This is a genomic window from Acinetobacter pullicarnis (genome assembly GCF_006352475.1).
GTDB lineage: Bacteria > Pseudomonadota > Gammaproteobacteria > Pseudomonadales > Moraxellaceae > Acinetobacter > Acinetobacter pullicarnis.
The window spans coordinates 2,143,997-2,157,341 of sequence record NZ_VCMZ01000001.1 but is presented as its reverse complement, the minus strand read 5'-3'; the positions used below and the strand labels follow the sequence as shown (position 1 = coordinate 2,157,341).

Annotated in this window: 13 protein-coding genes; 1 reads left to right on the top strand and 12 read right to left on the bottom strand. The window is 42.9% G+C overall.

What is annotated here, in order from left to right:
• Positions 1-62 precede the first annotated feature (62 nt).
• From FD716_RS09455 to FD716_RS09400, 12 genes are all read right to left on the bottom strand, one after another.
• Positions 63-608: a fimbrial protein gene (locus FD716_RS09455; RefSeq protein WP_139852118.1), complete on the bottom strand. Its 546-nt coding sequence runs from the start codon at positions 606-608 to the stop codon at positions 63-65.
• Positions 609-1,005: 397 nt separating this feature from the next.
• Positions 1,006-1,302 carry a cyd operon YbgE family protein gene (locus FD716_RS09450; protein WP_139852117.1) on the bottom strand — a complete coding sequence of 99 codons (297 nt, stop codon included), beginning with the start codon at positions 1,300-1,302 and terminating at the stop codon, positions 1,006-1,008.
• 3 nt (positions 1,303-1,305) lie between these two features.
• Positions 1,306-1,407 carry a cytochrome bd-I oxidase subunit CydX gene (gene cydX / locus FD716_RS09445; RefSeq protein WP_139852116.1) on the bottom strand — a complete coding sequence of 34 codons (102 nt, stop codon included), beginning with the start codon at positions 1,405-1,407 and terminating at the stop codon, positions 1,306-1,308.
• 23 nt (positions 1,408-1,430) lie between these two features.
• On the bottom strand, positions 1,431-2,576 hold the full coding sequence (gene cydB, locus FD716_RS09440; protein WP_139852115.1) for a cytochrome d ubiquinol oxidase subunit II: 1,146 nt from the start codon (positions 2,574-2,576) through the stop codon (positions 1,431-1,433).
• Positions 2,573-4,159 carry a cytochrome ubiquinol oxidase subunit I gene (locus FD716_RS09435; RefSeq protein WP_139852114.1) on the bottom strand — a complete coding sequence of 529 codons (1,587 nt, stop codon included), beginning with the start codon at positions 4,157-4,159 and terminating at the stop codon, positions 2,573-2,575. The genes cydB and FD716_RS09435 overlap by 4 nt, the downstream gene beginning before the upstream one ends.
• Positions 4,159-4,350, bottom strand: coding sequence for a cytochrome oxidase putative small subunit CydP (gene cydP / locus FD716_RS09430; RefSeq protein ID WP_139852113.1), 192 nt, complete (start codon positions 4,348-4,350; stop codon positions 4,159-4,161). Before cydP ends, FD716_RS09435 begins: the two co-directional genes overlap by 1 nt.
• A gap of 630 nt (positions 4,351-4,980) precedes the next feature.
• Positions 4,981-5,421, bottom strand: a complete 441-nt coding sequence (locus FD716_RS09425; RefSeq protein ID WP_139852112.1) for a universal stress protein — start codon at positions 5,419-5,421, stop codon at positions 4,981-4,983.
• A gap of 475 nt (positions 5,422-5,896) precedes the next feature.
• Complete coding sequence (locus tag FD716_RS09420) at positions 5,897-6,808, bottom strand: hydroxymethylglutaryl-CoA lyase (protein WP_139852111.1); 912 nt, start codon at positions 6,806-6,808, stop codon at positions 5,897-5,899.
• Entirely contained in the window at positions 6,805-8,820 is a 2,016-nt protein-coding gene (locus tag FD716_RS09415) for an acetyl/propionyl/methylcrotonyl-CoA carboxylase subunit alpha (RefSeq protein WP_139852110.1), read from the bottom strand. The genes FD716_RS09420 and FD716_RS09415 overlap by 4 nt, the downstream gene beginning before the upstream one ends.
• Positions 8,821-8,830: 10 nt before the next feature.
• On the bottom strand, positions 8,831-9,634 hold the full coding sequence (locus tag FD716_RS09410; protein ID WP_139852109.1) for an enoyl-CoA hydratase/isomerase family protein: 804 nt from the start codon (positions 9,632-9,634) through the stop codon (positions 8,831-8,833).
• Positions 9,635-9,643: 9 nt separating this feature from the next.
• Complete coding sequence (locus FD716_RS09405; protein ID WP_139852108.1) at positions 9,644-11,245, bottom strand: carboxyl transferase domain-containing protein; 1,602 nt, start codon at positions 11,243-11,245, stop codon at positions 9,644-9,646.
• 48 nt (positions 11,246-11,293) lie between these two features.
• Positions 11,294-12,466, bottom strand: a complete 1,173-nt coding sequence (locus tag FD716_RS09400; RefSeq protein ID WP_139852107.1) for an isovaleryl-CoA dehydrogenase — start codon at positions 12,464-12,466, stop codon at positions 11,294-11,296.
• Positions 12,467-12,614: 148 nt separating this feature from the next.
• On the opposite strand from FD716_RS09400, the gene FD716_RS09395 reads away from it, so the two are divergent.
• Positions 12,615-13,241, top strand: a complete 627-nt coding sequence (locus FD716_RS09395) for a TetR/AcrR family transcriptional regulator (RefSeq protein ID WP_139852106.1) — start codon at positions 12,615-12,617, stop codon at positions 13,239-13,241.
• Positions 13,242-13,345: the final 104 nt, after the last annotated feature.

Sequence of the window (13,345 nt, the reverse complement as noted above, 5' to 3'; positions counted from 1 at the left end):
ACAAATTAAAATTCTGCCATGCATGGCAGGCAGAATCGTATTGGCGGTCTTAAGTTTTTAAATTATTGATAGCTAATGGTATATTCAGCCACTGCGGTAATCGCACCCGGCGTTGGTATCGTGCCCTCATCAACGATATAGCGTGCCCCAAATTGATGGCTTGTCGAGGCTTGGTTGAGTGGCAGGATTAAGCCATCCACTTTGGTAATCCCATTTAATACGACCGGAACTGTTCCTGCAGCCGTTTGGGTAAGTTGAATCGCTACATTTTTTGCCGGTGAAACGCTGGCGAGATTACCTAGATTGCCAGTACTGGTGACATTACGACCGAGAAATTTGGTTCCAATTTTTAATTCAGGATCCTTCCCGCTACACCCAGAGATTGAAATCGTAAAAGGGGTTAAACCAGCAGTATTATTTTTGGCAGTGAATTCACCGACTGAAACGGTTGGAAGCAAGACGATGCCGTTGGTTTGACCGTTGATTGTCGCTTGACAGGTTTGTGCTGCAACTTCTCCTTGGAAGGTTACCACTGGCGCGGCCAGTGTGATGGTAGATAAGAGGATTGAACCGGTTAAAAGTACGAGTGACGATTTATAAATATTCATTATGACGCTCACGACTAAAGGATTGAAGGAACTGTTGTGAGCTAGCGAAAGACTAGCGTACGCTTTAATTTTAACGATAATGAGAATATTTTTTATAACTATTTTAAGTGATTCTAGGCTTATTTTTGCACGTTCAAATTTGGCTTTGTGGTGTGCTGCACATTCGCTGTAATGACCGTGAATAAAGGCTATGAAATAAAAAGCGGATTATTTTTGTTGGTGATTTATATGGCTGGCACATTGCAAGGTTTCAACGAAAAGATCTCATTTTTATCACGATGGCATAGCATCACAATGTTTGGGACCGACTGATGAATTGGGACACGCCAAATAGAAAAAGAGCGCAATCAATGCGCTCTTTTTCTGTTTAAGTTTAGACTGTAGGGATGTTACAGACTTAGGCCATAAACCAAGTGTAGTAACCCCAAATCATCAGTGGCCAGGCAATGAAAGGACTAAATAACCATTTCCATAACCAGAAACGAGGTATAAATCCAACACCATGTACAAAGCCACCCGAAATGCCAATCATGATCAACATCATGGCACGATGACTATAACCCCCATTTGCATCTAACATTGCAGCAGGGTGAATGAGTAAAACGGCTGCAAGCGGTAATGCCAACAAAAATGACACGGCCATGGCAAATTTATTTACCTTTGCTTGCTTTGCTAACATTACGACTTCAGTCATGTTTTATTCCTCGTCTAAATCGTGATGAGACTCAATGTAGAGCGCACTCAATACACCTGCAAAACAGGCCATTAGAACGCCGAGAATCCATGTAAAATACCACATAACTTTTTCTCCTCGCGTAGACCTTAGTAAAGGGTGTGCGTATTGTCTTTAATGTGTTTGTTGGTGATAACGCCCCACATTTTGTAGTAACACCAGATGGTGTAGCCTAAAACGGTCGGAACAAAGATCGCAGCAACAACAGTCATTACGGTTAAGGTATTTTTACTTGATACCGCATCCCACATGGTCAAGCTAACATCTGGATTGATGCTAGATGGCATAAGGAATGGAAATAATGCAAAACCTGCAGTTAAAATCGCACCAGTCACGGCCAAAGTAGAACCAGTGAAACTGACGCCTGCTTTATTTTTACCTGCACCAAATATAATCAGTAAACCACCTAATATTGCCATAATTGGCGCAATTAAGGTAATTGGATAAGTACTATAGTTATTCATCCAACCTGGGTTCGCATCAACCAATACTTGTTTTGCTAGTGGATTTGCAACACCACCAACATCGTAAGGGGTAACGAGGGTATAACCTTGGATGTTGCCAAAGTATAACCATGCGCCTGCCAATAAGAAGCAGACCAAGAACACTACACCCATCAACTGAGTTGCTTTTGCAGAGCGTTTACGCAAGTCACTGTCGGTACGCAGCATTAACCAAGCGCCACCATGTGCATTGAGCATCGACAAGCTCACCAAACCACATACCAAAGCAAATGGGTTGAGTAGTTGAAAGAAGTTGCCGCTATAGGTAGAGCGTACAGTTGCATCGAGGTCAAAAGGAACACCGAGGAACATATTGCCGAATGCTACACCAAACACGAGTGCTGGCACCGCACCACCGACGCAGAGTGCCCAATCCCATGAAGTACGCCATTTGGTGTTTTCTAGCTTAGAGCGATAGTCAAAACCAACGGGTCTGAGGAACAGTGCAAACAGAACCAAGAGCAGGGCCCAATACATTCCCGAGAATGCTGTTGCATAAACCATTGGCCACGCTGCGAATAACGCACCACCTGCGGTTACAAACCAAACTTGGTTGCCTTCCCAGTGCGGTGCAATGGTATTGATGGCAGCACGACGCTCGTCATCATTTTTACCAACGAATGGCATGAGTGCCATTGAGCCCATATCGAAACCATCAGTAAGGGCAAAACCAATCAGTAATACACCGACTAAAACCCACCAGATAATTTTGAGAAGTTCATATTCGATCATGACTGATTCTCCTCTTTCGCTTTATTTGCAGCATCAAGTTTTTCAAAATGATAACGACCAGTGTGCAAAGAACTTGGTCCTAAGCGACAGAATTTGATCATTAAGTACATTTCAATAATCAACAACACGGTATAGAACACAGCAAGGGCAATAATAGAACCCCAAATATCGCCAGTACTCAGTGTTGATGTTGACAAGTGCGTAGGAAGTACTTCACCAATGGTCCACGGTTGACGTCCAACTTCAGCAACATACCAACCTGTTTGCGCTGCAATCCAAGGCAAAGGTAGGGCAAATAAACCGAATTTGAGTAACCATGGTTTTTGTTCTGCATTTCGTTTTGCTACCGCAACGGTCGCTAGAATGAAAAGCAATAACATGAGGAAGCCAGAACCAACCATTGCACGGAATGACCAGAATAAGCTCGCAACGTGTGGAATGGTGTCTTTCGCTGCAGCTTTAATATCTGCTTCTGTGGCATCGACAACATTAGGTGCATATTTTTTAAGTAGTAAGCCATAACCTAAGTCTTTTTGGCTTTGATCAAATGCTGTTCTAAGTTCAGGAGATTTATCACCTGCACGAAGTTGTTCTAATTGGCTATAAGCAACCATACCGTTACGAATACGCACTTCATGTTGAGCGATTAAGTCTTTAATGCCCATGACTTCAGTGGTGGTTGAACGTGTTGCGATCAGTCCCATAACATACGGGATTTTGATTGCATAATCCGTGGTCATGGTTTCCTGATTTGGAAAGCCGACTAAGGTAAAGGCAGCAGGTGCTGGGTGTGTATCCCATTCTGCTTCAATTGCAGCCAGTTTGGTTTTTTGAACGTCACCAATTTCATAGCCTGATTCATCACCCAGTAAAATGACTGAAAGGGTAGATGCCAAACCGAAAATAGCAGCAATTGCAAAAGAACGACGTGCAAAAGGTAGGTCGCGTTTTTTCAACATGTAGTAGCTTGAAATCGCGAGTACAAAAATTGCACCTGTCACATAACCAGCAGAAACCGTATGTACAAATTTAACCTGAGCAACAGGGTTGAAAATCAATGCACCGAAATCAACCAATTCCATACGCATGGTTTCATAGTTGAATTCAGAACCGACAGGGTTTTGCATCCAGCCATTGGCAACCAAAATCCACAAAGCAGATAGGTTGGAACCGATTGCGACTAACCATGTGACGCTTAAATGCTGCATCTTAGACAGGCGATCCCATCCAAAGAAGAACAAACCGATAAAGGTAGATTCAAGGAAGAAGGCCATTAAACCTTCGATGGCGAGTGGCGCACCAAAAATATCACCGACGTAATGTGAGTAATATGCCCAGTTTGTACCAAACTGGAACTCCATGGTTAAACCTGTGGTCACCCCGAGTGCGAAGTTAATCCCGAAAAGTTTACCCCAGAACTTGGTCATGTCCTTGTAGATTTCTTTTCCAGAAATTACATAGGTAGTTTCCATAATGGCAAGAATAAATGCCAGACCTAAAGTCAATGGAACGAAAATAAAGTGATACATCGCGGTCATTGCAAATTGGAACCGCGAAAGATCGACCACGCTTTCAGAAATCATCAACGTGTCTCCTTAATGTGGGAAGGACTGCCAGCAATACGCTCGGCAACTTGGTTGTCAAAATTCTTAGGAATAGTAGGCGCATCAAACCAGATATTTTTGATAATTAATAAAATAACGACCTTAATAATTAATATGATCGTTATCTCGCGTTTAAATCTAAGATTAAAATCTTTCGGCGCTAAGCTCATTCTAACAAGCCTACATTTCAAAATGAATATTGTATTATTAAACAAAAGCTAATGAAAATAAAACAACTTTAGTTGATAAAACACAAATATATTTAAATTGTGTTAATAAACAACAACTTGTAAATATTTCTTATTGTAAATTGTGTTCGAAAAATAGCAGTCTAAACCCAACCAAAACACTTGTATATTTATATTAACTGCTGCTAAAACCGCTAATTTATAATATATAAAGTATACTGTTTTAGTCGGGTTTATTTTGTTTTATGGTGATATTTAAACTGTTTGGTCAACTAATTTTCAGGTATGTGCTTTATATTTTTATCCGACTAAATTACTCGGGATAGTGATTTTTAACTTAACTGATTTTTATTTAATATATCGAAATATTTTTGAAATAAAAATGAAATATTAAAAATGGTTATAAACATGAGCAATAGAAAAGCAGTGAAATGCTGTGTGAATAAGCCTGTGGAGATAGATAAAAATTATAGTAACTTTTTGTAGACGAGATAATGAATGATTCTTATTTGTAATATAAGTAGCGCGTAATATATTATCTACATAATCCATTTTTAGATAATGCAAGTTCTTTAGACCATAATTTAGGGTGTTGTCGGCAAGATTGATTACTTATTTAACAATCAATACAGGGATAAAACTCAAATTTAACACCGTTTTTGCAACAGTTCCTAAAATATATTTACTCAATCCTGAGCGCTGATGTGTCGCAATGATGATCAGATCGGCGCCAATATGGGTGGCATATTGAATAATTGCATTACTGGTTTGCAATTCGTGCAGTAGCTTATAGTGCACGTGCAGCCCTTCTGCCAATAACTGCTGTTGATACTGCTGAAGTAAATTTTGTGCACGTCGTTCGGCATCAAAAAAATGCTGGGTCATGCTCGGTACAACTTTATAGAAATCAACCCCGAAAAAAGGATCAATGGCAACTACACCTACCAGCGTTATTTGGCTAGAAAAGACTTGTGCCAAGTCGCTGGCATGTTGAATGGCAGTGGCTGTAAGAGGGGAGTCATCAATCGCAACCAGAATATGTTGATAGCTCATTTGTCCGGTGTCCTTAGATATTTTTTGTGTTGGCCATTTTTTTATTTTCTTAATCAGCATAGGCGCGTCTGACAAGAGTTAAAAGCATTTTTCAAGCGGGATATTTGGGCTAAATCGCAGTTTAAATAAAAAACAGGATCGGATCTGTAAAAGAGATGACGGTATCTGGGAGAAATATTCAGGTGGCAGTGATTGATGTCATACAAATATATTCTGAGGGCGCTCAAACATATTTGTATTACATTGCCGTGCGGATTGGGCTTTAAGCGGGCGCTTTATTTTGCCGAGCGCTAATGAGTCGGTGGGAGCTATCCGATCTAAAACAAGATTTGAAATAGCCTAAGCAAATTGATCTAGCGCGACAAGAACGCAAAGTTACGCCACCGTAAATAGCCTAAGCAAAGTTGGATTTTAAAATCAGCCAAACCAGCAACGGATTTAATTCCGTTGCTAAAACCAATTTTTGCTTATAAAACTAGCACTGTTGCGCATAGGCTTGGGCGAAATTAGACGGATTTTTGCGTTGTAATACTGCACTGATATTTTGACTGGCGCGCATTAACGCAGCTTCATCGATACCAGTTGCAAGTCCCATCCGCGACAATAAATAATATAAGTCTTCGGTTGCGACATTGCCTGATGCACCTTTGGCATAAGGACAACCGCCTAAGCCGGCAAGGGAAGCATCAAAAATACGAATGCCTTGCTCTAACGACTGATAGGTGTTGGCGACCGCCATCCCATAAGTATTGTGAAAATGTCCTGCCAAAAATTGACTGTCCATTTCGCTCAAACAGGCTTGCCAGACTTGTTTAACCCGATCTGGCGTTGCTGTACCAATGGTGTCGCCCAGTGAAATTTCATAGCAGCCCATGTCAAACAGTTGCTTGGAGACCTTGGCTACTTGTCGAGGGTCAATTGCGCCTTCATAGGGACAGTCGACCATACAAGAAACATAGCCGCGGACTTTGACATTGTATTGTTTGGCTTTGTGCATGATCTCAGCAAACTTGTCTAAGCTTTCCGCAATCGAGCAATTGATATTTTTCTGGGTAAAGCTTTCAGAAGCAGCGGTAAACACCGCCACCTCTTTACAGCCTACGGCCAATGCTGCATCAAAACCTTTGATATTCGGAGTGAGCAGACTCAAGTGAATATCTGGCTGTTGGGGCAGTGCCGCAAAAAGTTCATCACTGCGCGCCATTTGCGGAACCCATTTGGCCGAGACGCAAGAACCGACTTCAATATTTTTAAGCCCCGTTTGCATGAGGTCTAAAATAAAGTCTTTGCGTTGTTCAAAGCTGATGGGTTGCTTTTCATTTTGCAAACCATCGCGTGGGCCAACTTCAACGATTTTGACTTGATCTGCACGTGATGCTTGACTCATGCTTCAGCCTCCTCCGGAACATCGGCTGCAAGTACGCTGAGTTCAAATGCAACTAACTCATCACCAGATTTGACTTGATCCCCAACTTGGAAATAACACGCCGTTAGTACACCATCATTCGGTGCACGAATCGAGTATTCGATTTTCATCGCTTCAAGGGTCAGCAGTACTTGATCTTTTTTCACCACGGCGCCAGCTTCGACCAAAACTTGGGTAATTAAACCTGGCATTGGGGCTTTAAGGCCCGTATCACTGCTATTGTCATCTTCTTGATTGAACTTCTGCTGTGCCACATCAAAGCGTATGGTTTGACTGTTATGGAACACGGTGATGAGGTCTGTGCTACGGCTAAAGCTTAACCCAAATTTATGTTGGTCAATTTGTAGTGCTGCATGATTGGCTTGGTCTAGTTCGCCAGAAATCTCAAAACATTGACCTGCAAATTCTGCTTTAAAACCCTGTGCTGTGCTTGAGAATACAACCTGTTGGCTTTCTTCTTCCTGCTTTAACGTCACTTGATACTGACCAGTAATATTTAAACGCCATAGCGGTGCGCTATTCCAAACCGAACGATGTTGGGTTTGATTTTTTTGCAGACGCAATAATAACTCAATAAAAGCAGCCGCCACAATCAACTTGGCGTTGCTTGGATTTGGGAAGTTAAATAACGCCTCCTGTTCGCGTTGGATCAAGTTGGTATCTAAACGCGCATGTTTAAACGAGTCACAGCGTACGATACGATCAAGGAACGCAATGTTATTGCCAAGACCCTCAACATGGAACTCACCTAAAGCGCGGTGCATTTGTACCAATGCTGCCTCACGATTGGGTGCCCAAACAATCAGTTTGGCAATCATTGGATCATAGAAGGTGGTGATTTCATCGCCTTCAACAATACCGGTATCGACCCGCACAAATTGGCTTTGTTCTGGATAATGCAAATAACTAATTTGACCAATCGCTGGTAAAAAGTCTTTTTCAGGCTCTTCCGCATAAATCCGTGCTTCAAGCGCATGACCATGAATACTGAGTTCATGCTGCTGTTTTGGCAGGGTTTCACCAGCAGCAACGCGCAACTGCCATTCAACCAAGTCTTGTCCGGTAATCATTTCAGTGACTGGATGTTCAACTTGCAGACGGGTATTCATTTCCATAAAGTAGGCAGTACCGTCTTGTTCAACAATAAACTCAACCGTACCAGCACCAACATACTTGACCGCACGTGCTGCTTCAATTGCGGCTTGGCGCATACTTTCTAGCTTCACTTCAGCCATTAACGGCGCAGGCGCTTCTTCCAGCACTTTTTGATGACGACGTTGTACAGAACAATCACGTTCAAATAAATGTACACAATTGCCGTGTGTGTCAGCAAAAACTTGGACTTCGATGTGGCGTGGATTGACCACATAGCGTTCGACTAAAACATCATCATTGCCGAAGCTTGAGCGTGCTTCGCTTTTACATGAAGCCAATGAGCTGAGAAAATCTTGTTCAGACTCGACCAAACGCATGCCTTTACCACCACCACCAGCACTGGCTTTGATCAGCACCGGATAGCCAATGTTGTTGGCTTGCTGTTTGAGAAAATCAGCATCTTGATTGGCACCGTGATAACCCGGTGTCAGTGGCACGCCCGCTTTTTCCATCAAGGCTTTAGAAGTGGCTTTGAGCCCCATCGCTAAAATTGCAGCGACAGGTGGTCCGATAAACACCAAACCATTTTTTTCGCAGGCCAGTGCGAATTGATCATTTTCAGATAAAAAGCCATAACCAGGATGGATCGCTTGTGCGCCAGTGGCCAATGCCGCTTGAATAATTCGGTCAATTTGTAAATAGCTTTGCGCAGCCGGGGATTCGCCAATATAAATGGCTTCATCTGCTTGTTTAACATGTTGTGACTTAGCATCGGCATCCGAATAAACCGCAACGGTCGCGATGCCCAATTTTTTGGCTGTGCGGATCACACGACAGGCGATTTCTCCGCGATTGGCAATCAGTATTTTTTCAAACATTTTAAAATCCTTATTGTTGTTCTGCTGCTGACATGATCCATGCAGGTGCTTGTTTATTTAAAAAAGCAGTGAGGCCATCTTTGGCTTCTGCACCCTGACGCAGTTGTGCAATATGCTGTGCTGTTTGCAACAACAATTGATTGTCGAGCGGATGTTGTTCAACCAGTTGAATCAGGTGTTTCGATGCAGCTTGCGCTTCTGGTCCACCCAATAAGAGAGCTTGCACCATCTGCTCAACTTTTTCATCGAGCGCATCAACTGTGGTCACTTCATGTACCAGCCCCAAAGTTTGTGCTTTGGTCGCGCTGATCCGTTCAGCCGTCAAAAAATAACGGGATGCTTGACGTGCACCAATGGCGCGAATCACATAAGGGCTAATGGTCGATGGTGCTAAACCTAAACGTACTTCTGAAGTTGCAAACTGTGCATTGTCACTGGCGATACAGATATCGCAAGCCGATGCCAAGCCCATACCACCCCCCAAAGCCACACCATGCACGCGGGCAATCGTCGGTTGTTTAACGGTGGCAATGGCTTTTAGCATCTCAGCCAGTTTTAACGCATCCGCTTGATTGTCAGCAGGCGAGGCCATACCCGCTTGCTTCATCCAATTTAAATCAGCACCCGCAGAAAAGCTTTTGCCACGACCGGCTAAAATCACCACACGAATATCATCACGTTGATTTAACTGCATAAAGCAAGCATGTAACTCTTCAATCAACACACTGTTAAAGGCATTGTGTAGCTCACCACGGTTTAGCCAAACGCTTGCAACCTGTGATTTAATTTCGACTTGTAAAAATTGATAATCCATACTCACCTCTTACATACGGAACACGCCAAACTGGGTGTCTTGAATAGGAGCATTCAAGGCTGCGGCTAAACTTAATCCCAAAACATGTCGAGATTGAGCAGGGTCAATGACACCGTCATCCCAAAGACGGGCAGAAGCATAATAAGGATGACCTTGGCGCTCGTATTGATCACGAATCGGTTGTTTAAATTGATCTTCTTCCTCACTTGACCAGGTGCCAGCTTTCATTTCAATTTGATCACGTTTTAAGGTCGACAATACGCTTGCCGCTTGCTCGCCACCCATCACTGAGATGCGTGAGTTTGGCCAAGTCCATAAAAAGCGGGGTGAATAGGCACGGCCACACATACCGTAATTCCCTGCACCAAACGAACCACCAATAATCAAGGTCAGTTTAGGCACTTTGGCATTGGCAACCGCCATTACCAGTTTGGCACCATGTTTGGCAATCCCTTCATTTTCATACTGACGACCGACCATAAAGCCAGTGATGTTTTGAATAAACAACAGGGGAATTTTGCGCTGACAACACAGTTCAATAAAGTGCGCGCCTTTTTGTGCCGACTCTGAAAATAAAATACCGTTGTTGGCAATAATACCGACAGGCATGCCATAGAGTTTGGCAAAACCAGTGACGAGGGTTGAGCCAAAGCGGGCTTTAAACTCATCAAAACGTGAACCATCGACTAAACGTGCAATCACTTCACGCACATCAAACGGTTTACGCGCATCACTTGGAATCACACCGTAGAGTTCTTCAGCAGCAAATAACGGTGCTTCAATTTCTGCAGGATTGGTTTTTGGTGTTAAATTTAAATTGGCCACAATTTGGCGGGCAATTTGTAGGGCATGTTCATCACTTTCAGCCAAATGATCCGCCACACCCGAAAGTCGGGTATGTACATCACCACCACCAAGGTCTTCACTGCTAACCACTTCACCCGTTGCCGCTTTGACTAACGGTGGTCCACCAAGGAAAATCGTACCTTGATTACGTACAATAATGGTTTCGTCTGACATCGCTGGTACATAAGCACCACCGGCAGTACAACTGCCCATCACCACGGCAATCTGGGCAATGCCTTTACTCGACATTTGCGCTTGATTATAGAAAATACGGCCAAAATGATCGCGGTCTGGAAAAACCTCATCTTGCATTGGCAAGTAAGCACCGCCTGAATCGACCAGATAAATACACGGTAAATGGTTTTGTTCAGCGATTTCTTGTGCACGTAAATGTTTTTTCACGGTTAAAGGGTAGTAGGTTCCACCTTTGACCGTGGCATCATTGGCAACGATCATGCAGCTAATGCCATGCACTTGACCGACACCCGCCACCACACCGGCAGCAGGAATATTGTCTGCGTAAACAGCATAGGCAGCCAATTGACCAATTTCTAAAAAAGCAGTTCCCGCATCAATCAGTTGATTAATGCGATCACGGGCCAGTAATTTACCTCGCGCCAAATGTTTGGCTCGGGCAGCTTCTCCACCACCCAGTGCAATATTTTCAGTGGTTTGAGCTAAGTCAGCAACGATTTTTTGCATTGCTGCTTGATTGGTTTTAAACGCATCACTTCTTGTATTTAGTTTGCTATTGAGTTGGTTCATACAATATATCTCTCTATTGACGCGGCATTTATCTACGCGATCTAGGCATTATTTGGTTTCGTTAAACAATTCACGTCCAATCAACATGCGTCGAATCTCGGAAGTTCCAGCACCAATTTCATAAAGTTTGGCATCGCGCCATAGGCGACCAGTGTTGTAATCATTGATATAACCATTGCCACCCAAGGTTTGTACCGCTTCACCAGCCATCCACGTGGCTTTTTCTGCAGCATATAAAATTGCACTGGCGGCATCTTTACGTAGACTGCGTGCATGATCAGCTTTATCACAAGCTGCTCCCACCGCATAAACCAAAGCTTTACATGCCAACCAAGTCGAGTACATATCTGCAATTTTGCCTTGCATCAATTGGAACTCACCCAGAGCTTGACCAAATTGTTTGCGGTCATGGATATACGGAATTACTTCATCTAAGCAAGCATCCATAATGCCTAAAGGACCTGCGCTGAGTACTGCACGTTCGTAGTCTAAGCCACTCATCAATACTTTTACGCCATTGCCAACGCCACCCAACACGTTCTCTTTCGGGACTTTGACATTGTCAAAAAATAACGGATAAGTATTTGAGCCACGCATGCCCAATTTATCTAAATGGTGACCATGGCTGAAACCAGGCATGTCTTTTTCAACTAAAAAGGCAGTCATGCCTTTGGTGCCTGCATTTAAATCAGTTTTGGCATAAACCACCAGTACATCAGCATCACCGCCATTGGTGATCCACATTTTCGAGCCATTTAGCACAAAGTGATCGCCCGCATCTTCAGCACGGAGTTTCATACTGACCACATCAGAACCCGCATTCGGTTCTGACATCGCCAATGCACCCACGAAATCACCTGAAATTAACTTCGGTAAAAAACGCTGTTTTTGTTCTTCATTACCATTTCGATTAATTTGGTTAATACATAGGTTAGAATGAGCGCCATAGGAAAGACCAATCGAGGCTGAAGCACGTGAAATTTCTTGCATCACCAAGATATGTGCTAAATAACCGAGATTGGTACCACCGTATTCTTCACTGACGGTCATGCCCATTAATCCCATATCGCCCATTTTTTTCCAAAGATGAGCAGGGAAGAGGTTTTTTTGATCGACTTCTTGAGCAATCGGGGCAATTTCTTTTGCGCAAAAAGCGGCAACTGAATCACGTAGTGCGATTAATGTCTCGTCTAAACCGAAGTCTATGCTGTGTAAATTCATATCTGCATTCATCCTAAGCGTTGTATTTGTTAGTCCTTGAAAAGCATTTTTTTGTGCTTAATGAATACAATACAGATAAATTTTAAAAAAGTGAATCATTATTCATAAAATGATTTACAATTTACTTTGATTAGTTGAGAATAAAACCATGAGCTATAAAAGATCTTCTTTGATGCAGGAACGAATGGAACAAAATCGTCAAACGATTTTGCAATCCGCGCGTGAACTGATTGCATCAGGTGGGATTAAAGATGCACAAATACAAGCGATTGCTGAACGTGCTGGCGTTTCAAGTGGTTTGGTATATCGTTACTTTGAAAATAAAAGCCAAGTGCTTATTGAGGTTCTGTCCGCAGCGATCCAGCATGAAATTCAAATTTTGAATAGCATTGCACAAAGTGAGCAGGGGCCAGAAGTGAAATTGCGCAAGGCGGTAACGACCTTTGTAAAACGTGCAATGAATAGTCCACAACTGGCATATTCATTGATGTTTGAACCGGTCGATCCAGGATTGGAGCATGAACGTTTTCGTAGTAAGCAGTTGATTAAAGAAAGTATTATTGAGATCCTGTCTGAGGGGAAGGCCAGTGGTGAGTTTGAATTTCAAGATTTAAATACCGCTGCGCTGTGTGTGGTCAGTACCATGACTTTTGTGGTGATTGAACCGCTCAGTCCGTCCCAATATGCCAAATTTGATCAAAGCTACATTGACTTCTTCGTGAAACAAATCGCCGATTTTTGTGTCAATGCGGTGAAACGCCAGTCTGAGCACTGACGTTCAACCGCGCTTTTAAAGGCACATTGTGCTACTTCGGCGATTCAGGGAATGAATCGAAGTCATATAACAATGAAAATGGTTTTAATAATTCGTAGAACGTA

Bases quoted from the DNA above. Each gene is read 5' to 3' on its own strand.
- cydX (WP_139852116.1), bottom strand. From the start codon at position 1,407: ATGTGGTATTTTACATGGATTCTCGGCGTTCTAATGGCCTGTTTTGCA.
- FD716_RS09395 (WP_139852106.1), top strand. From the start codon at position 12,615: ATGAGCTATAAAAGATCTTCTTTGATGCAGGAACGAATGGAACAAAAT.
- FD716_RS09405 (WP_139852108.1), bottom strand. From the start codon at position 11,245: ATGAACCAACTCAATAGCAAACTAAATACAAGAAGTGATGCGTTTAAA.
- FD716_RS09415 (WP_139852110.1), bottom strand. From the start codon at position 8,820: ATGTTTGAAAAAATACTGATTGCCAATCGCGGAGAAATCGCCTGTCGT.
- FD716_RS09400 (WP_139852107.1), bottom strand. From the start codon at position 12,466: ATGAATTTACACAGCATAGACTTCGGTTTAGACGAGACATTAATCGCA.
- FD716_RS09410 (WP_139852109.1), bottom strand. From the start codon at position 9,634: ATGGATTATCAATTTTTACAAGTCGAAATTAAATCACAGGTTGCAAGC.
- cydP (WP_139852113.1), bottom strand. From the start codon at position 4,350: ATGAGCTTAGCGCCGAAAGATTTTAATCTTAGATTTAAACGCGAGATA.
- FD716_RS09435 (WP_139852114.1), bottom strand. From the start codon at position 4,159: ATGATTTCTGAAAGCGTGGTCGATCTTTCGCGGTTCCAATTTGCAATG.
- FD716_RS09420 (WP_139852111.1), bottom strand. From the start codon at position 6,808: ATGAGTCAAGCATCACGTGCAGATCAAGTCAAAATCGTTGAAGTTGGC.
- cydB (WP_139852115.1), bottom strand. From the start codon at position 2,576: ATGATCGAATATGAACTTCTCAAAATTATCTGGTGGGTTTTAGTCGGT.
- FD716_RS09450 (WP_139852117.1), bottom strand. From the start codon at position 1,302: ATGACTGAAGTCGTAATGTTAGCAAAGCAAGCAAAGGTAAATAAATTT.
- FD716_RS09455 (WP_139852118.1), bottom strand. From the start codon at position 608: ATGAATATTTATAAATCGTCACTCGTACTTTTAACCGGTTCAATCCTC.
- FD716_RS09425 (WP_139852112.1), bottom strand. From the start codon at position 5,421: ATGAGCTATCAACATATTCTGGTTGCGATTGATGACTCCCCTCTTACA.